Genomic DNA, 17,480 nt, shown 5'->3' with positions numbered 1-17,480 from the left:
TCCGGAAGAGAGAAGCACGCCATGAGCCTCACCGACCAGTCCACCGCCGCCGTCGGCGCCGCCCCCGTGGACCAGCCGTCGCCGCACCCCGGCGCCCGGCAGCCCGGCTCCCCGGACCTCGAAGGGTGGCTGACCGAACGGGTGGCCTTCCATCTGCGCCGGACCCCCGAGGAGATCGACCCGGACACCCCGCTGGCCGACTACGGCATCGACTCGGTCGCGGCGATCAGCATCTGCGGCGAGATCGAGGCGCACTTCCAGCTCGCGGTCTCCCCCACCATCGCCTACGACTTCCCGACCGTCCACGCGATCAGTGACCACCTCGCCGAGCGACTGGCCTCCGGGGACCCGTCATGACCGAGCGCGAACCGATCGCCGTCGTCGGCCTGGACTGCCGCTTCCCCGGCGCCCGCGACGCCCGCGAGTACTGGTCGCTCCTCATGGACGGACGCGACGGCACGGACCGGGTTCCCAGCCAGCGGTGGGACGCCGACCGCTATCACGCGTCGCCCACCGCACCGCAGAGCGCCTCCGAAGCCCGGCCGCCGGGCCGCAGCAACACCGTGCGCGGCGGGTTCATCCAGGACCCGGACGCGTTCGACCCGGGCTTCTTCGGGATCGCTCCGCGGGAGGCCGCCGCCATGGACCCGCAGCAGCGGCTGCTGCTGCAGTGCTCGTGGCGGGCCATCGAGGACGCAGGCGTCGCCCCGCAGGACCTGGCCGGCACAGACACCGGCGTGTTCGTCGGGGTGATGGCCAACGAGTGGGCGTATCTCCAGCTCGCCGACTACGACCGGATCACCGCCCGGTACGGCTCGGGCAACGGCTACTTCATGGGCGCGAACCGGGTCTCCTACCACCTCGACCTCAAGGGCCCCAGCCTGGCCGTGGACACCGCCTGCTCCTCGTCGCTCTACGCCGTCCACCTCGCGCTGGGCTCGCTGCGCTCCGGTGAGTGCGACTACGCGCTGGCGGCCGGCACCAACCTGATCATGACACCGGTCATCAACATCTTCTACTCCCAGGCCGGCCTCTCGGCGCCCGACGGTCGCTGCAAGCCGTTCAGTGCCTCGGCCGACGGCATCGGACGGGCCGAGGGCGTCGCGGTGCTGGTGCTGCGCAGGCTCAGCGACGCTCTGGCGGACCGTCAGCCGGTGTACGCCGTGCTGAAGGAGACCGGCATCAACCAGGACGGACGCAGCAACGGCATCACCGCGCCCAACCGCTGGGCGCAGCAGCGGCTGATCGAGTCCGTCTGGCAGCGGGCCGGCGTCACCGCCGACGACATCCGGTTCGTCGAGGCACACGGCACCGGCACCCTGCTGGGCGACTTCATCGAGGCGCAGGCGCTCGGCGAGCTGACCAGCGGCCGCAGCGGCGGCAGCGTCGCACTGGGCTCGGTCAAGAGCAACTTCGGGCACGCCGAGGGCGCGGCCGGGATCGCCGGACTGATCAAGGCCGTACTGGCGCTCCACCACCGCACGGTGCCGCCCAGCCGGTTCGCGGCCGACGCGAACCCGAGGCTGGACCTGTCAGGGCGCCGGCTCTCCCTGCTCAAGGCACCGCTCAGGCTGCCGTCCGGCACCGTGCACGCCGCGGTCAGCAGCTTCGGCATGGGCGGCAGCAACGCCCACGCGGTGCTCGCCTCCGCTCCCCGCACGGTGCACCGCGGCCGCGACCGGGCGGCCGGGGTGTTCACGGTCTCCGCCCGCTCCCCCGAGCGGCTGCGCGCCAATCTGCTGGCGCAGGCCGACGTCCTGTCCCGGCGCCCGGAGAACCAGCTGGCGCAGCTGTGCTGGACCAGCAATCGCGTCAAGTCCCGCCTGCCGTACCGGGCGGCCGTCGCCGCCGCCGATCTGCCCACGCTGGCCGCCGGTTTGCGCAAGGCCGCGGAGCACGCCGAGGAGGCCACCCGGGTGGACGGCGGGCGACGCGCGGCGGCGTCGGTGGCGTTCGCCTTCACCGGGCAGGGCGCCCAGCACCCGCGCATGGCCGCGTCCTGGTACCGATGGTGGCCCGCCTACGCACGGCACTTCGACGAGATCGACAAAGTGCTCGCCCCGCACACCGGACGGTCGGTGCGCGACCTGGTCCTCGACGGCGATCCGGAGGTCCACCGGACGCGCTGGGCCCAGCCGGCGCTGTTCGCCGTGGGGTACGCGATGGCCGCCGCCCTCGTCGAGTCCGGGATCGGCCCGTCGTACGTCCTCGGGCACAGCATCGGCGAGTTCGCCGCCGCCTGCCTGGCCGGTGCGCTGGACGTGCCGGACGCCGCCCGGCTGGTCGCCCGGCGCGGGGCGCTGATGGAGGCGCTGCCCGGGGACGGCGGGATGCTCGCGGTGAGCATGGGCGCCGCGGAGGTCGAGCCGCTGCTGGTGAGGCGGCAGCGGCTCGGCCTGGCCGCCGTCAATGGGCCGCGCAGCACGGTGGTCGCCGGGGACCTCGGTGAACTGGCGTCACTCGAAGATGAGTTGGCCGAGCGCGGGGTGGCCGCCCGGCGGCTCTCCGTCTCCCATGCCTTCCACTCGCCGCTGATGGCACCCGTGGTCGAGGAGTTCCGCCGGGAGTGCGCGGACGTGCCCGCCCGGGGGCCACGGATTCCGGTCTTCTCCACGGTGCACGGCCATGAACTCACCGGCGGGGAAACCATGGACGCCGACTACTGGGCACGGCAGATCACCGCGCCGGTGCGGTTCGCCGATGCCGCGAGCGCGCTGCTGGCCGCGGGCGTGACCCACGTGGTGGAGATCGGCCCGCGTGCAGTACTGACCCCGCTGCTGGCCCGGCTCAAGCCGGACGCCGGTCACCCGGTGAGCCTGCACGCCGCCCACCCGGGCGAGCACGCCCCGGACCACCGGCCCCAGCAGCTGTTCGGCGAACTGTGGTGCGCCGGGCTCGCACCGGAGTGGGACGTGTTGTACGCCGAGGCCGACCGGGTGCCCCGCCGGCTGCCGCCGTACGTGTTCGACGACTCGTTCCGCGCCTGGCGCACCGGCACCGCCCCGGGCCTCCCGGAACTGTCCGCGCCCGGCCCCCCTGGCGCGGACACCGCGGTCCGTAGGGGTGCGGACCGCGGGGAATCGTGCCCGCCGGCCCCGGCGGGTGACCTGCCGGACACTCTCGCCGTCCTGACACGCCAACTGGTGTGCCGGGTCGGCGGGCACGACCCCGAGCATGTGCACGACCACGACCGGCTGCACGAGGACCTGGGCTTCGACTCGATCCGGGTGATGGAGCTCAAGGCCCGGATCGAGGACGCGCTCCCGCGACTCGGCACGCTCCCGATCGAGGACCTGCTCGCAGGCCTGCGCACCGTGGGTGACCTCGTCGGATTCCTGCGCGACCGCCACGGCGCCGCGGCTCCCGTTCCCACAACCCCGGAAGGAACCCGGTGATGACCGCACCCACCGTCCATCTGGCCTCGGTCGGCACCTGTCTGCCCGGTGACCCCGTGGACAATGCGACCCTGGCCAAGCTCGTCGGTGTCGACGAGACCTGGGCCGAGATGTTCATCGGCAACACCACCCGGCACTTCACCGTCGACCTTCCGACCGGTGAGGTACGGCACACGCTGGCCGACATCGCCGCGACCGCCGCCGACCGGGCACTGGCGGAGGCCGGTCTGGAGCCGTACGACATCGACTGCCTGGTCCTGGGCACGGCCACACCGGACCAGCTGATGCCCGCCACGGTCAACCTGGTGGCGGACCGGCTCGGCATCGACAACGTCCCCACGTATCAGCTCCAGTCCGGCTGCGCCGGCGCCGTACAGGCCCTCGACGTGGCCCGCACACTGCTGCTCGCCGAGCGCTGCGGCACGGTGCTGGTGATCGGCGGCGACGTGTGCGCCAAGCACCTGGAGAGGGATTTCGACCCGGGGTCGCGCACCTCGGCCGAGCTGGTCAACTACGTGCTCTTCGGCGACGGTGCCGGCGCGGCCGTGCTGAGCGTCGAGCCGCTCGGGCAGCGCGTCGTGATCCGCCAGGTGCTCAACCGGCTGGTGGGGCTGGGCCGGGAGCCGGGCCAGGTCGTCGACTGGTTCGGGCTCGGCGACCGGCACACCGACCGCACCGCCGTCTTCGAGGACTACAAGGCGATCGAGGAGGCGGTGCCCGTGCTGGCCCAGCAGATGTTCTGGGAGCTCATGGAGGACGTGGGCTGGGGCACGCACGAGCTGGACTTCCTGCTGCCCCCGCAGCTGTCCGGCCGGATGAGCGACCGCATCTCGGACGGCATGCCCGCCCCGGACGCCCGCCGCGTCAATGTGGTGCGCCACGTCGGCAACAACGGCAACGCGCTGCCCTTCCTCCAGCTGGAGGAGCTGCTGCGGCAGTGGGACGGCCCCGGGCGCGCCCTCGCCGTCGCCATCGAGTCCAGCAAGTGGATCAAGTCCGGTGTCGCGCTGGAGCGTTCATGACGGCGACCACGAACCACAGCACCCGGGACCCGGCGGCCGGCTGGCACGACCCCGAGGCGTTGAGCGCGCTGCGCGCCCTGCACCGCTCGGGCAGGCTCCCCGCGGAGTACGGCTCGGTACGGTCCCTGCTGGCGCGCATGCCGGCTGCTGATCTCCCGGCCGCGGGCCAGCTGCTGGCCCGGCTCGATCCCAAGGAGGTGTGCCGCCACGCGGAGGTGCCGGTGGTCACCGTCACGGTCACCGGCCACTCGACGGTGGCTCCGCTGGTGGCCCCCCTCACGGCCGAACTGGCCCGGCACGGGCTGCTGCTGGAGGCGAAGGTCTCGCCGTACGGCGCCTACCTCCAGGATCTGATGCGCCCGGCCGCGGCCGGTGAGGAACAGCCGCAGCTCACGCTCTGCCTGCTCGACGCGCACACCGTCTTCGACGACGTCACGGTGCCGTGGCGGGCCGAGGACGTGGAGGCCGCCGCCCGCGCCCGGCTCGCGCTCCTGACGGGCGCCGTGCGCACCCACCAGGAGGCCGGCCGCGGCCTGCTCGTCCTCAACACCGTGCCGCTGCACCGCCGGCACACCCACCAGCTGGTCGATCTGCGCTCGCGGGCCCGGCTCGGCGCGGTGTGGCGGGAGTTCAACAGCGGGCTGCTGGCGCTGGCCGAGCAGTACCCGGGTGTGGTCACCGTGGACCTCGATCCGCTGGTCGCCGAGGGCGTTGTCGCGTGCGAGCCGCGCGCCGCGCAGTACGCCCGGGCCCGGCTCTCCGACGCGCTGCTGGCCGCCTACGCCCGGGAGGCCGCCCACGTCGTGCGCGCCCGCCTGGGCCGCACCCGCAAGTGCCTGGTGCTGGACCTGGACGGCACGCTGTGGGGTGGGGTGCTCGGCGAGGCCGGGCCCGGTGGCATCGAGCTGGGCGCGGGGCTGCGCGGTGAGGCCTTCCAGGAGTTCCAGCGAACGGTGCGGCAGCTCGGCGCGCAGGGTGTGCTGCTCGCGGTCAGCAGCAAGAACGACGCCGAGCCGGTCGGCACGACGCTGCGCAGCCACCCGGGCATGGTGCTGCGCGAGGACGACTTCGTCCGTGTCAACGCCAACTGGAAGGCCAAGCACGACAACCTCCGCGACATCGCCGACCGGCTCGGGCTCGGCCTGGACAGCTTCGTCTTCGTCGACGACAGCACCTTCGAGTGCGGGCTGGTCGGCGAGCAGCTCCCCGAGGTCGCCGTGGTCCGGGTCGACGAGGAGCCCGCACTGCACGCCACGGCGCTGCTGGCCGACGGCTGGTTCGACCTGTTCGAGCTGACCGAGGCCGACCTGGAGCGGGCCGGCCGCTACCGCACCGAGGCGCGGCGGCAGGAGTTCCGCGAGGACGTCGGCTCCTACGAGGACTATCTCAATGGGCTCGGCCTGGAGGTCGACCTGCGGCCGCCGGACGAGTCCGAGATCGCCCGGGTCTCCCAGCTCACCCTGCGCACCAACCAGTTCCACCTGGCCACCGAACGTCTTCAGGCGGCCCAGGTGTCGGCGCAGCTGGAACGCCCGGGGCACCACGTGCTCGCCGTACGCGCACGCGACCGGTTCGGCGACCACGGCCTGGTCGGCGCGCTGTTCCTGCGGCGTGACGCAGAGGTGCTGCGCATCGACAACTTCGTCCTGAGCTGCCGGGTGTTCGCCCGGGGCATCGAGAGCGCCTGTGTGGCGGCGGTGCTGGGATTCGCCCGGGACACCGGAGCGAGCGCCGTGACGGGCCGCCATCTTCCCTCGCCCCGCAACGCGGCCTTCGCCTCCTTCTACGCCGACCACGGCTTCGCCCCGGTCGGCACCGACCCGGACGATCCCGAGGCCGTCTTCTTCCGGCACGACCTGACCGACCTCGCCCCCGCCCCCGCCCATCTGCGGCTGCACGCCGCGTTCGGGCCGTTCGACGGAGACCCGACATGACCACCGCCCTCGCCGATATCGCCGAGTTCCGCCTGCTCCTGGAGGAAGAACTCGGCCTGCGCGTCCGGGCCGACGACCTCGACCGCCCGCTGGACGACTTCCCCGACTGGGACTCGGTGCTGCTGCTCAGGCTCGTGACCGTCGTGGAGGACGTCGTCGGCCGGCGCGTCCCGGTGGCCGACGTGCTCCAGGCACGCACCTTCCGCCAGATGTACGAGGTGGTGGCGGGCCCGTGACCACCTCCCGTGCGGACTTCGCGCCCGACGACCCCGGCACCTGCGTGCACTTCCACGCCCTGTTCCTCGACACCCAGCTCGACGTGTTCCTCTCCCCCGGCCTGGTGAGGCGGGTGCGCGCCGGTCTCGCCCGCCTCGTCAACGGCCGCGGGGACGGCCGAACGGCCGAGGGCACGCCCGATGCCGCGGAACGGATCCCGGAAGAGAAAGGAGCGGCCCGATGATCCCCTTCGCGCAGCTGCAGAGGTTCGGCCTTCCGCACGCACACGCCCAGGGCATCCCCGAGGATGTCATCCACCGGGTGATGCGGACCCTCAGCACGGACGTCCATGACGAGGGCCCCGGTGCCTGGGTGCACGAGTGGTCGTCCCTCGGTATGGCGGCCGAGGCACGCGGCCGCGACCTGGACGCCGTCCGCTGCTACGCGATGGCCCGCTTCCCGTACGTCGACGGGCCGTTGCGCAAGGCGGCGCAGAGCGCCGGCGTCGAGGCCTTCGACCGCTGGCGCAAACGCGTCCGCGGCATCTCCCGGCTCGACCTGCCCTTTGAGGAGAACGGCTTCGCCTGCTGGGCCGCCGGCCTGTCCACCCGCAGCAGGCTCCCGCTCATCATCGTCCTGGGCGGCATCACCAGCACCAAGGAGCAGTGGGCCCCCGTGCTCGCCGGAGCCGACCGGCTCGGCGCGGCCGTCGTGGTCACGGAACTGCCCGGCGTCGGCGAGAACACCCTCACCTACGGAACGGACAGCACACGCATGCTCACCTACCTCCTCGACCTGCTCGGCCGCGCCGCCGACGCCTCCCGCACCTGTGTCGTGGGCCTCAGCTTCGGCGGCCATCTCGCGCTGCGCCAGGCCCTCGAGGACGACCGCATCCGGGGGCTGGCCACCGTCGGGGCCCCGGTACGCGACTTCTTCGTCCGCGCCGCGGACCGCACGCCGCTGCCGCGCCTGGTGAACCTGACCCTCTCCCATGTCATGCGCACACCGGTGGACCGGCTTCCGGCCGCCCTCGCCGACTGGGGACTCGACGAGGAGCGGCTCACCCGGCTGCGCACACCGGTCGCCTACGCGGCGAGCCGCGACGACGAGATCGCGCCCCACTCGGACGCCGAGTTGCTGGAGCGGACCGTGCCGCATCTGCGCCTGGTCGAGAACGACGTCCTCGGTGGCCGGCCCGACCGGGCGGCCGAGACCCGGCTGTGGCTGCTGGCGCAGGCGCTGCGCATGACCGGAACGGCGGGTGCCGTACGCCGGGCCGCCTCGGCCCGCGCCCGCGTCCTGCGCGCCCGCCACCGCCTCGCCCGTACGTCGGCCGGAGACCCCGCATGACGAGGAGTGCCTCGGCCTCCTGCCTGAGCCGGGCGCCCCGTCCGGACGCCCGGCTGCGGCTGTTCTGCTTCCACCACGCCGGCGGCGGGGCCTCGTTCTTCAGTTCCTGGGCCCGGCGCGTGCCGTCGGACGTCGACGTCCTGCCGGTGCAGCTGCCGGGCCGCGAGGCGCGCTACGGCGAGCCCCGGTACCAGGACGCCGGGGAGGTCGTCGAGGCCCTCGGGCGCGACCTCGCCCCCTGGCTCGACGAGGGACCGTGGGCCGCGTACGGCCACAGCATGGGCGCCCTGCTGTCCTTCGCGCTGGCGGCGGCCCGGCTGCGCGCGGGCGGTCGCGGTCCGCAGGCGCTGTTCCTCGGGGCTTACGCGGCCCCGCACAGTACGCCCACGCTGCCGCCGCCCGACCGGTACCCGGACGGCGAACTGGCCCGCCTGCTCGTGGACTTGGGCGGGCTGGACCCGCGGTTCCTGGGGCGGGCGGACTGGCTGCGGGTGCTGCTGCCGATCCTCCGCGACGACCTGCGGATCTGCGCGAGTCACCCGCGGGCGGGCCTGCCGGACCCGTACGACGAGCGGGCCCGGCTGCCGCTGACCGTCGAGGCGTTCGCCGGCACCGACGACCCGCTCGTCGACCCGGCCGCGGTGCGGGCCTGGGGGCGGTATGTGCACCGCTTCCGCCTGACCCCGGTCCCCGGCGGCCACTTCTTCCCGCGCGAGGCACCCGACGCGTTCTTCGAGCGGCTCAACCGTTCACTGGCCCGGCTTCTCGCGGAGTCCGGGGCACCACCCGCGGCACCCGGCTGATCCGCCGCCGGCTGTCGTCGGCGTTCTTCTCGTACAGCGTGCGCTGCTCCTGGATGCCGGGCATCACCCACAGCGGCCGCGCCGAGGCGTCGGCGAACGTGAGGCCGTCGTCGTCGGGCCGCAGCCCGGTCACGGTGAGTTCGAACGGTGCCAGGTAGTCGATGTCGCCGGCCGCGGTGAGCCGGAACGGCCGGTCGTGGCCCGGGTAGACCAGATCGGACACGGTCAGGACCCGCTCGATGCTGCGGGCGGCCTGGTCGGCGTCCCAGAACACCAGGGGGTTGCGTTTGGTGCGGGCGACGTACGCGAAGTGCAGGGCGTCCCCGGTGATGGCGGCGTGGCCGTGCTCGGTCCGCACGAGCACGCCGATGCTGCCCGGCGAGTGGCCAGGCAGGCCGATGACGCCGACCCCCGGGATGATCTCCTCCCCGTCCGTGACCTCGCGGACGGGGAGCTGTTCCAGCAGCAGCCCCGTCCAGGCGGGCGTGGCCCAGTCGTTGGCGTGCGGGAGGTGCGCGTACCGGCGTTCGTCGGGGTGCAGGACGAGGGTGGCCCGTGGGAACAGGTCGATGTTCTGGACGTGGTCCCAGTGGGCGTGGGTGAGGACGACGGTGTCGATGTCCTCGGCGGTGAGGCCGTGGCGGGCGAGCGCGTTGCGGAGGAAGGGGCGGCGGCCGACGTGGGCGGCGTCGACGATGATGTTCCGCTCCCTTCCGCCCGCGTCCGGACCGCGGACCAGGAACACCCCGCAGAAGGCGGGATAGCCCTGGTCGGTGTCGATGGCGAAGCCGGGCAGGAGGATGTCGATCGTCGGCATGGAACTCCCTCGGTCGGTGGGCTGGTTGATCACCTGCGGATCGCGCTTCACTGGTCCTGCAGGGCGGTGCGGATCGCGTCGAGGCAGGCGGGGTTGACGAGGGTGGACAGGTCGCCCGGCGCCTCGCCGGTGACGAGGGCGCGGACGAGCCGCCGCATCACCTTGCCGTTGCGGGTCCTGGGCAGTTCCGGCACGGCGATCACCCGGTCGGGGCGGAACGCGGCGCCGAGAGCGCCGGCCACCCGCGTACGGATCCGCTCGGCCTCCGTCCCGTCCAGCGACCGGCCGTCGGGCGGGACCGCGAAGCACCACAGCGCCTCCCCCTTGACGGGGTGCGGGATGCCGACCGCTGCCGCCTCGGCGACAGCCGGGTCGCCGACCAGGGCGTCCTCGACCTCGGTGGGCCCGAGCCGTTTGCCGGCCACTTTGATGACATCGTCGAGCCGCCCGTGGACGAACCACTCGTCGCCGGTGCGTGAGACGAGGTCGCCGTGGGACCAACGGCCCGGCCTGCGGCCGAAGTAGGTCTGGGCGAAGCGTTCGCGCGCCCGCCACAGCCCCTGGGTCATGCCCGGCCAGGAGCGCCGGACGACCAGCTCGCCGACCTGCCCCTCGGGCGGCTGCGCGCCGGAGTCGTCCTCGATGGCCGCGGCGATGCCCAGGCAGGGGCCCGCGAAGCCGCACGGCGACTGGGGCAGGGTGGGCGCGGAGGCGAGCAGGGATCCGCCGACCTCGGTGCCGCCGCAGATGTTGATCACCGGGCAGCGTTTGCCGCCGAACTCGGCGAAGTACCAGTGCCAGGCGTCCTCGGTCCACGGCTCCCCGGTCGAGCCGAGGACCCGTAGCCGGGAGGGTGCGACCGGGTTGCGCGGCTCACGGCCCATCAGCATGCGGGACAGGCTGGGCGAACTGCCGAAGACGGTGACCTCGTGGTCGTCGAGCAGCCGCCACAGGCGTGCGGTGTCCGGGTGGTCGATCGCGCCCTCGTACGCCAGGACGCAGGCGCCCGCGAGGGTGCCGCCGACGGCGATGAGCGGGAACATGATCCAGCCGGGGTCGGTCACCCAGAAGACCACGTCGTCCGGCCGCAGGTCGAGGTTGTACCGGGTCTCGCTGCCGACCTGTGCCGGAAAGCCTCCGTGGGTGTGGACGGCGCCTTTCGGGCGGCCGGTGGTGCCGGAGGTGTGCAGCAGGAGGAAGGGGGCGGTCACGGGCACCGAGACGACCGGGACGGGGTCGGCGGCGGCCAGCCGGTGCCAGTCGGTCGTGGCGAGCACGGCGCGGTCGCGGCCGCCGGCCCCTGAGGGCGCTGTTCGCCCCTGCGGCTCGGCGGTCCCGGACGGCACGCCCGGCCCGGCCGGGGCGCGCGGACCAGGTGCGTCGCAGGAGTGCCGTGGCCCGCCCGGCTCCCGCACGACGACGAGATGGCGCACGCACGTGGCGCTCTTCAGTGACTCGCGGGCCACCGCCTCCATGTCCTGCCGCCGCCCCCGCCGGACGGCGCCCGCGGCGGTCACCAGGACCCGGGCGCCGGCGTCGACGAGCCGGACCGCGATGGCCTCGGCACCGAACCCCGAGAACAGCGGCACCAGTACGGCACCGATGCGCGCGCAGGCGAAGAGCAGGACGAACGCCTCGGGGCCGGGGGGCAGACAGCCGGCCACGCGGTCCCCGGACACGACACCGAGCTCACGCAGCCCGCCCGCCACCCGGGCGCTGTACGCGGCCGCTTCACCGTAGGTGAGCACCCCGCGCGTGCCGTCCTCCCGCTCCCAGCGCAGTGCCGGAGCCTGCCCGCTCCCCTGCCGCACCCGGCGCTCCAGGCAGGAGTCCACGAGGTTGGTGTACGCGCCCGGGAACCAGCGCGTGAACGCGATCCCCCCGGCCTCGTCGCACACGCGCTGCGGCGGCCGGTGCCAGACGATGCCGATGTCCTGCACGGCCCGCGCCCAGAACCACTCGGGGTCGGCCGCGGACCTGGCCTGGAGGGCGCGGTAGCCGCCGTCGACACCGTGCCTGCGGCAGAACGCCGTGATGTTGCTCCGCTCGGTGAACTCCCGCGTCGGATACCAGGCGTACGCGCTCATCGGGCCGTGCTCGGATTCTCGATCAGTGCGGCGATGCCCTGGCCGCCGCCGATGCACAGGGCGACCACGGCCAGCCGGCCGCCGGTGCGGCGCAGTTCGTGCGCCGCCTTGAGCAGCAGGACGCATCCGGTGGCGCCGATGGGATGGCCCAGGGCGATCGCCCCGCCGTTCGGGTTGACCCGGTCCGGTTCGAGCTTGAGTTGGTCCATGACGGCCAGGACCTGGGCCGCGAACGCCTCGTTGAGTTCGATCACGTCGATCTCGTCCACGGTGAGGTCGTTGCGGCGCAGCAGGGTGCGGATCGCCTCCGCGGGGGCGACGCCCATGATCTCCGGCTCCAGCGCCGTGACGGCGACATCCCGCAGCCGGCACAGCGGGGTACTGCCGGAGTCGAGGTCGGCCGGGCGCATCAGGAGCACCGCGGCGGCACCGTCGTTGATGCCGGCGGAGTTCCCGGCGGTGATCGTGCCGTTCTCCGCGAAGACGGGGCGCAGGCCTGCGAGCTTCTCCTCCGTCGTACCGGGCCGGGGGTGTTCGTCCCGCTCGACGATGCCGTGCGCGGTGGCCACGGGCACGATCTGCTCCTCGAACCGTCCCTCCTGAACGGCGATGGCGGTGCGCCGCTGGCTCTCGGCGGCCCACCGGTCCTGGCGCCGCCGCGAGATGCCGTACCGGTCGGCCACCACCTCGCCCGTCATGCCCATGGGGTAGTCCCCGAAGGGATCGGTGACCAGGGAGAGGGTGCCGTCGATGGTCGTGCCCTCGGCCAGTTCGTCGGAGGCCCGTTCGCCGTAGTCGAGCAGCGGCTGACGGGTCATCGACTCGTTGCCGCCCGCCACGACGACGTCGGTCGCACCGAGGGTGAGGCTCTGCGCGGCCGACCAGACCGCCTGCAGGCCGGATCCGCACAGCCGGTTGACGTTGTACGCGGTGGTGCGCACGGGCAGTCCGGCGCGCAGCGCCGCGCGCCGGGCGTTGAAGGCGTCGGGGCCGACCTGGCCCACGCAGCCCAGGACGACTTCGTCCACGGCGTCGGGTTCCAGTCCGCCGCGCCGGACCGTCTCCCGGATCACGACGGCGCCGAGCCGGTGGGCGGGCACCGCGCTCAGTGCGCCTTTGTACCGGCCGATCGGGGTGCGGGCCCCGTGGACGACGGCGATGTCTACGGGCATCGGGGTCACTCCTTCGCTGAGGGCTCCGCGTCCGTGCCGAACGCGGGGGACGCCACGGGGGGTTCGGGCAGCAGGGCGAGGGCGTCGCGGTCGGGACGGATCAGGAGCGCCGAGAGGACGGCACCGGTGATCAGCAGACCGGCGGTCAGGTCGAAGGCCCGGTCGTAGCCGACGGCCTCGGTGGGCGCGGCGTCGATGATCCGCCCGGTGACGTAGGGGGCGAGCAGGCTGGAGAGGGCGGCGAGGGCGTACGACAGTCCCAGAGCCGCACTGCGTCGTCCCGGCGGGCAGATGTCCGCGATCGCCGCGTTGGTCAGCGGGGTCTGTCCGTTGCCGGCGGAGAAGGCCAGCACGAGCAGCGGCAGCAGGAGGGCGGTGGGACCGACCCGGGTCGCGAGGAACAGGCAGACGCCGGCGAGGAGCGGAAGTGACGCGCCCACCAGCCCCTGCGCGACCCGGGCGGTCACCCCTCGCCGCAGCAACCGGTGCGCGACGGTTCCCGCGGTGAGTACGAGGACGGCCATCGCCAGGGCGGGCAGGCCGACGATCCCGCTGACCTCCGTGTCGCTGAACCCGGCCTGTTCCGCCAGGAACAGCGGGAGCCAGGCGAAGCCCAGGGCGAGCGTCCACATGACCGCGAACGCGGAGAACGTGGCCCCCAGCCAGGTGCCGGTGGTGACGACACGCCAGAACGGCACGGTGGGCTGCTCCCTCGTCGCCCTGGACGGTTCGTCCTGTGCGGGGCCGAGGCGCGCGGTGTACGGCCCGCCGCCGCCGAACCTGAGCCAGGCGAGGGCCCACACCACCCCGACGGCCCCGAGCAGGGCGAACGCGGCCCGCCAGCCGAGGGTGTTGCTGACCAGGACGACCAGCGGGGCGGCCAGGACTGTGCCGCCGGCGGCTCCCGCGACCACGACGGCCGAGGGCAGGGCACGCCGTTTCTCCGGGAACCAGGTGAAGGCCGTGTAGTTGGCCAGGGGGTACCCCGGCCCCTCACCGGCACCGAGCACCACCCGGGTGGCGACGAGCGCTGCGAATCCGGTTGCGGGGAGGAGGATCGGCAGCTGGGCCGCGGCCCAGACCAGGGCGAGCACGGCGAGCAGGGGCCGGGGGCGGATGCGGTCGCCGAGGAAACCGACGGAGACCGCCGAGAGGCTGAACAACAGGTAGAAGCTGCTGGCGATGGTGCCGAACTCGGTGGCCGTGAGGTCGAGATCGTCCTTGATGGGGCGCGCGGTCAGACCGAGCACGGCCTTGTCGGCGGCGTTGATCACGATGAACAGCGCGAGCAGGACCAGTACGACGCGACTGCGGCGCCGGGTGTCGTCCGCGGCGTCCGGCCGGGTGTCCGCTTCGACGGTCATGCCGGGGACAGCCGTTCGTCGAGCCAGTCGAACGCCCGCTGGTGGAAGCGGAGCGCCGCGCCTTCCTGGCAGTGTTCACCGGCCCCTTCGGCGTCGGTGAACACCATCAGCTCCTTCGGGCAGCGCAGCGCGTCGTGCACCCGCCGGGCCTCGCCGTGGCAGATCACGTCGTTCTCCGCGTCGAGGACCAGCGTCGGGCAGGTGATGTGCGCAGCCGCGCCGTCGAGGTTGTACGGCGCGCAGGCGCGCAGCGCCTCCGGGGGTGTCTTGGCCCCGAAGACCCACATGCCGTGCCGCAGGAACCAGCGCACCCGCGTGCTCTGCACCATGGTGACGTCCAGCACGGGCCCGGCCACGTCGTCGCGGCCCTCCGCCACCCACTCGCCCAGGTAGGGCGGGATGCCACGGAGCGGGAGTTCGTAGAAGTCGTAGATCCCGTTGTGCAGGACGCACGCGGCGAGGCGGTCCTCGAACGCGGCCGCGCGGGCGGCCAGCAGCCCGCCGAAGCTGGTGCCCCACAACACGAGCCTTTCAGGGTCCACCTCCGGACGGGTCAGGGCGTGGTCGACCACAGGGCCGACCACGTGTTCCCAGTCCGGCCGGAAGACGAGTCCCTGCTCCCGCCGGACGGACTGCTGGCCGGGTCCTTCGAAGGCGAGCACGTGGTAGCCGCGGCGCAACGCACCGCCCGCCACCATGAAGTACAGCTCCTCCAGGGTCGAGTCGTAGCCGCCGTGATGGATCACGGTGGGCCGGGGGCGGGCCGCACGGCCTGCTCCGTCGGCGCGGAACAGGTATGCCGGCAGGGTGGTGCTCTCGTAAGGGATCTCCAGGCGCAGCGCGGGCACGTCGAAGAGTTCGGCGGCCCGTGCGAAGGTCTGGCGCGAGCACCGGGCGAGCCGGTCCGACTCGGTGTCGGCGTCGCGGTTCTCGACGCGGAAGAAGTCCGCGGTCCGGTAGTAGTTCGAGGCCCGCAGCAGTGCCTCGCGGGCGCTGACCCGGTGGCCCGCGGCGAGCGTCTCGTCGCCGATGCGGTGGAGGCGTTCGGCGAGGGCGGTCCACTCGCGGTACCAGGCCCGCTCGTCGCCGTCCGGGATGTTCCGGCAGGTGACGAGTACCTCGCCGAGGTCCGCGCCGGCGTAGGCGGCGTGCCCGGCGGTGCGCAGAGCCTGGAAGGAGAACGCCACGTCGTCGAAGAGGAACTTCATCGTGACCTCCTTTCCCGGACTTCTCCGGGGCGGAACGGAACAGGTCCGTTCCGTCTCGCCGCGGAACGTACACCCGGCCCGGACGGAACGCAACCGTTCCGTCCGGTGTTAATCTCGCGCGGTGGACTCCACCAGCCGGAACACCTTCGACCGCAGACCCACCGGCTCCGCGGTGCTACGGGAATCCGTGACCGAGACGATCAGACGGGCGGTCTTCGAGGAACTGGCCGAGACCGGGTACGCCCGGATGTCCATGGAGGCCGTGACCCGCCGCGCCCGGGTCGGCAAGGCGGCTCTGTACCGCCGCTGGCCCGCCAAGGAGGCCATGGTGGTGGAGCTGGTCTCCGAGGCCGCCGCAGCGCATCTTCCCGCGACGGCCGACTCCGGATCGCTGCACGACGACGTCGAGCGCTTCATCCGGCACACCATGGCCGACCTGCGGCATCCCCTCGCCGGCCGGATCATCCCCGACCTGGTGGCCGAGTCGGCCCGCAACCCTTCCCTGCGCGACGCGCTGCACCAGGCGGTCCTCGGTCCCCGGCGCGCGGCTGTGGCGACGCTCCTGCGCCAGGCGGTGGACCGCGGGGAGTTGCCCGGCGACATCGACATGGGCCTGGCCGTCGACATCTTCGGCGCCCCGCTGTACTTCAGGATGCTCGCGGTCGGCGGCCCCACCGACGACGCCTACGTCACCCGCCTCACCCACGCCGTCCTCGCCGCGCTCGCCGCCAGCCGCTGAACGCTCGTGCGCCGCGCCGCACCGGGCGGTCCTCGGCCCCGGCGCGCGGCGGTGGCGACGCTCCTGCGCCAGGCGATGGACCGCGGCGAGTTGCCCGGCGACATCGACATGGGCCTGGCCGTCGACACCTTCGGCGCCCCGCTGTACTTCAGGATGCTCGCGGTCGGCGGCCCCACCGACGACGCCTACGTCACCCGCCTCACCCACGCCGTCCTCGCGGCACTCGCCGCCAGCCGCTGAACGCTCGTGCGCCGCGCCGCGCCCGTCCGGCACGGCCCGGTTGCAAGGCCTCAGGCCCGCCGAAGGAGCGCCACCCAGGTTCGGCAGGCAGATCCGGAAGCCGCACGCCTCACCGGTACAGCGCGGGCCTGTCGACGAGGTCCACCGCGACCCGGCCGCCGTCCTCCAGCGACCGTACGCCCGCCTCGCAGATCGCGGCGACCGCGTAGCCGTCCCAGACGCTCGGTCCGGTGACCTCGCCGCGCCGGGTGGCGTCGACCCAGGCCTGCACCTCACGGTCGTAGGCGTCGGCGAACCGCTCGAGGTAGTCCTGGGCGATGATGCCGCCCCAGCGGCCGGCCGCGTGGGTGACCATGGCGTGGCCTTCGCCGACGCGGGCGGTACCCCGCTCGCAGACGACCTCGGCCTGGACCTGGTAGCCGAAGCCGCAGTTGACGAAGATCTCGACGTCGACGATCGCGCCGCCGTCGGTCTCGAAGAGCACGAACTGCGGGTCCCGGATGCCGTCCGGGGCGTTGCCGGAGGGCTTCGGGGCCAGCACGGTGACGGCCGTGATCTCGTGGCCGAGCAGCCAGCGGGTCACGTCCATCTCGTGCGTCACCGAGTCGTTGATGAGCATCTCGGACGTCCAGCCGGGCGGGCTGGCGACGTTGCGGTGCCGGTTGTGCAGCATGAGCGGACGGCCCAACTGGCCCGTCTCCAGCAGGGCCTTGAGCTTCATGTACTCGGCATCGTAGCGCCGCATGAAGCCGACCTGGACGCGGCGCCGGCCCAGCTTCTGCTCGGCCTCCATGACGCGCAGCGCGGACGCGGCGTCGGGGGTGAGGGGTTTCTCGCACAGCACCGGCAGATCGTGCTCGAAGGCTGTGAGCAGCGCCGCCTCGTGGGCGGGGCCGGGCGAAGCGATGATCACCGCGTCGACGTCGGCCGACGCCATCGCGGCGGCCGGGTCGGTGTGGGCGGTGCAGCCGTCGACGCGGGCGGCGACCGATTTGGCGCGCTCCGCGTCGACGTCCACGACGGCGGTCACCCGTGCCCCGCTGGTGACCTGCTGGATGCGGCGCACATGGTCCGCACCCATCTTTCCGGTACCGATGACTGCGACTCCGAGTGTGGCGCGCTCAGTCATGGCC

16 protein-coding genes are annotated in these 17,480 nt (G+C 73.4%); 10 read left to right on the top strand and 6 right to left on the bottom strand.

What is annotated here, in order from left to right:
- Nucleotides 1–21: 21 nt before the first annotated feature.
- Genes ACIBAG_RS20525 through ACIBAG_RS20490 form a run of 8 tightly spaced genes read left to right on the top strand, consistent with a single transcriptional unit; the run spans nt 22 to nt 8,720 of the window.
- Nucleotides 22–357, top strand: a complete 336-nt coding sequence (locus ACIBAG_RS20525; RefSeq protein WP_399106910.1) for an acyl carrier protein — start codon at nt 22–24, stop codon at nt 355–357.
- Nucleotides 354–3,395 carry a type I polyketide synthase gene (locus ACIBAG_RS20520; RefSeq protein ID WP_399106909.1) on the top strand — a complete coding sequence of 1,014 codons (3,042 nt, stop codon included), beginning with the start codon at nt 354–356 and terminating at the stop codon, nt 3,393–3,395. The genes ACIBAG_RS20525 and ACIBAG_RS20520 overlap by 4 nt, the downstream gene beginning before the upstream one ends.
- A complete protein-coding gene (locus ACIBAG_RS20515; protein WP_399106908.1) occupies nt 3,395–4,417 on the top strand; it encodes a 3-oxoacyl-ACP synthase III family protein in 1,023 nt (340 codons plus the stop codon). The genes ACIBAG_RS20520 and ACIBAG_RS20515 overlap by 1 nt, the downstream gene beginning before the upstream one ends.
- A complete protein-coding gene (locus tag ACIBAG_RS20510; protein ID WP_399106907.1) occupies nt 4,414–6,351 on the top strand; it encodes an HAD-IIIC family phosphatase in 1,938 nt (645 codons plus the stop codon). The genes ACIBAG_RS20515 and ACIBAG_RS20510 overlap by 4 nt, the downstream gene beginning before the upstream one ends.
- Nucleotides 6,348–6,587, top strand: a complete 240-nt coding sequence (locus ACIBAG_RS20505) for a phosphopantetheine-binding protein (protein ID WP_399106906.1) — start codon at nt 6,348–6,350, stop codon at nt 6,585–6,587. The genes ACIBAG_RS20510 and ACIBAG_RS20505 overlap by 4 nt, the downstream gene beginning before the upstream one ends.
- Entirely contained in the window at nt 6,584–6,811 is a 228-nt protein-coding gene (locus ACIBAG_RS20500) for a hypothetical protein (RefSeq protein WP_399106905.1), read from the top strand. Before ACIBAG_RS20505 ends, ACIBAG_RS20500 begins: the two co-directional genes overlap by 4 nt.
- The gene (locus ACIBAG_RS20495) at nt 6,808–7,917 is read left to right on the top strand and encodes an alpha/beta fold hydrolase (RefSeq protein WP_399106904.1); all 1,110 of its coding nucleotides are present in this window, start codon (nt 6,808–6,810) and stop codon (nt 7,915–7,917) included. Before ACIBAG_RS20500 ends, ACIBAG_RS20495 begins: the two co-directional genes overlap by 4 nt.
- Nucleotides 7,914–8,720: a thioesterase II family protein gene (locus ACIBAG_RS20490; RefSeq protein ID WP_399106903.1), complete on the top strand. Its 807-nt coding sequence runs from the start codon at nt 7,914–7,916 to the stop codon at nt 8,718–8,720. Before ACIBAG_RS20495 ends, ACIBAG_RS20490 begins: the two co-directional genes overlap by 4 nt.
- Here the strand turns inward: ACIBAG_RS20490 and ACIBAG_RS20485 are convergent.
- The 5 genes from ACIBAG_RS20485 to ACIBAG_RS20465 are packed head-to-tail and all read right to left on the bottom strand — an operon-like array spanning nt 8,659 to nt 15,368.
- Nucleotides 8,659–9,537 carry an MBL fold metallo-hydrolase gene (locus tag ACIBAG_RS20485; protein WP_399106902.1) on the bottom strand — a complete coding sequence of 293 codons (879 nt, stop codon included), beginning with the start codon at nt 9,535–9,537 and terminating at the stop codon, nt 8,659–8,661. The genes ACIBAG_RS20490 and ACIBAG_RS20485 overlap by 62 nt on opposite strands.
- Before the next feature lie 47 nt (nt 9,538–9,584).
- The gene (locus ACIBAG_RS20480) at nt 9,585–11,624 is read right to left on the bottom strand and encodes an AMP-binding protein (protein WP_399106901.1); all 2,040 of its coding nucleotides are present in this window, start codon (nt 11,622–11,624) and stop codon (nt 9,585–9,587) included.
- Nucleotides 11,621–12,796: a thiolase family protein gene (locus tag ACIBAG_RS20475; protein ID WP_399106900.1), complete on the bottom strand. Its 1,176-nt coding sequence runs from the start codon at nt 12,794–12,796 to the stop codon at nt 11,621–11,623. Before ACIBAG_RS20475 ends, ACIBAG_RS20480 begins: the two co-directional genes overlap by 4 nt.
- Nucleotides 12,797–12,801: 5 nt before the next feature.
- Nucleotides 12,802–14,160: an MFS transporter gene (locus ACIBAG_RS20470; protein WP_399106899.1), complete on the bottom strand. Its 1,359-nt coding sequence runs from the start codon at nt 14,158–14,160 to the stop codon at nt 12,802–12,804.
- Complete coding sequence (locus tag ACIBAG_RS20465; RefSeq protein WP_399106898.1) at nt 14,157–15,368, bottom strand: alpha/beta hydrolase family protein; 1,212 nt, start codon at nt 15,366–15,368, stop codon at nt 14,157–14,159. Before ACIBAG_RS20465 ends, ACIBAG_RS20470 begins: the two co-directional genes overlap by 4 nt.
- A gap of 121 nt (nt 15,369–15,489) precedes the next feature.
- Here ACIBAG_RS20465 and ACIBAG_RS20460 point away from each other — a divergent pair, with 121 nt between their 5' ends.
- Together ACIBAG_RS20460 and ACIBAG_RS20455 are read left to right on the top strand one after the other, a co-directional pair.
- Nucleotides 15,490–16,107, top strand: a complete 618-nt coding sequence (locus ACIBAG_RS20460; protein ID WP_399106897.1) for a TetR/AcrR family transcriptional regulator — start codon at nt 15,490–15,492, stop codon at nt 16,105–16,107.
- A 6-nt stretch (nt 16,108–16,113) separates the two neighbouring features.
- Nucleotides 16,114–16,347, top strand: coding sequence for a TetR-like C-terminal domain-containing protein (locus ACIBAG_RS20455; protein WP_399106896.1), 234 nt, complete (start codon nt 16,114–16,116; stop codon nt 16,345–16,347).
- A 109-nt stretch (nt 16,348–16,456) separates the two neighbouring features.
- Here ACIBAG_RS20455 and ACIBAG_RS20450 read toward each other — a convergent pair whose 3' ends face one another.
- On the bottom strand, nt 16,457–17,476 hold the full coding sequence (locus tag ACIBAG_RS20450; RefSeq protein ID WP_399106895.1) for a Gfo/Idh/MocA family protein: 1,020 nt from the start codon (nt 17,474–17,476) through the stop codon (nt 16,457–16,459).
- Between the last annotated feature and the right edge of the window lie 4 nt (nt 17,477–17,480).

Source organism: Streptomyces sp. NPDC051243, assembly GCF_044455405.1.
Taxonomy (GTDB): domain Bacteria; phylum Actinomycetota; class Actinomycetes; order Streptomycetales; family Streptomycetaceae; genus Streptomyces.
Note: the sequence above shows the minus strand (reverse complement) of the source record. Positions and strands in the feature narration are given on the sequence as shown.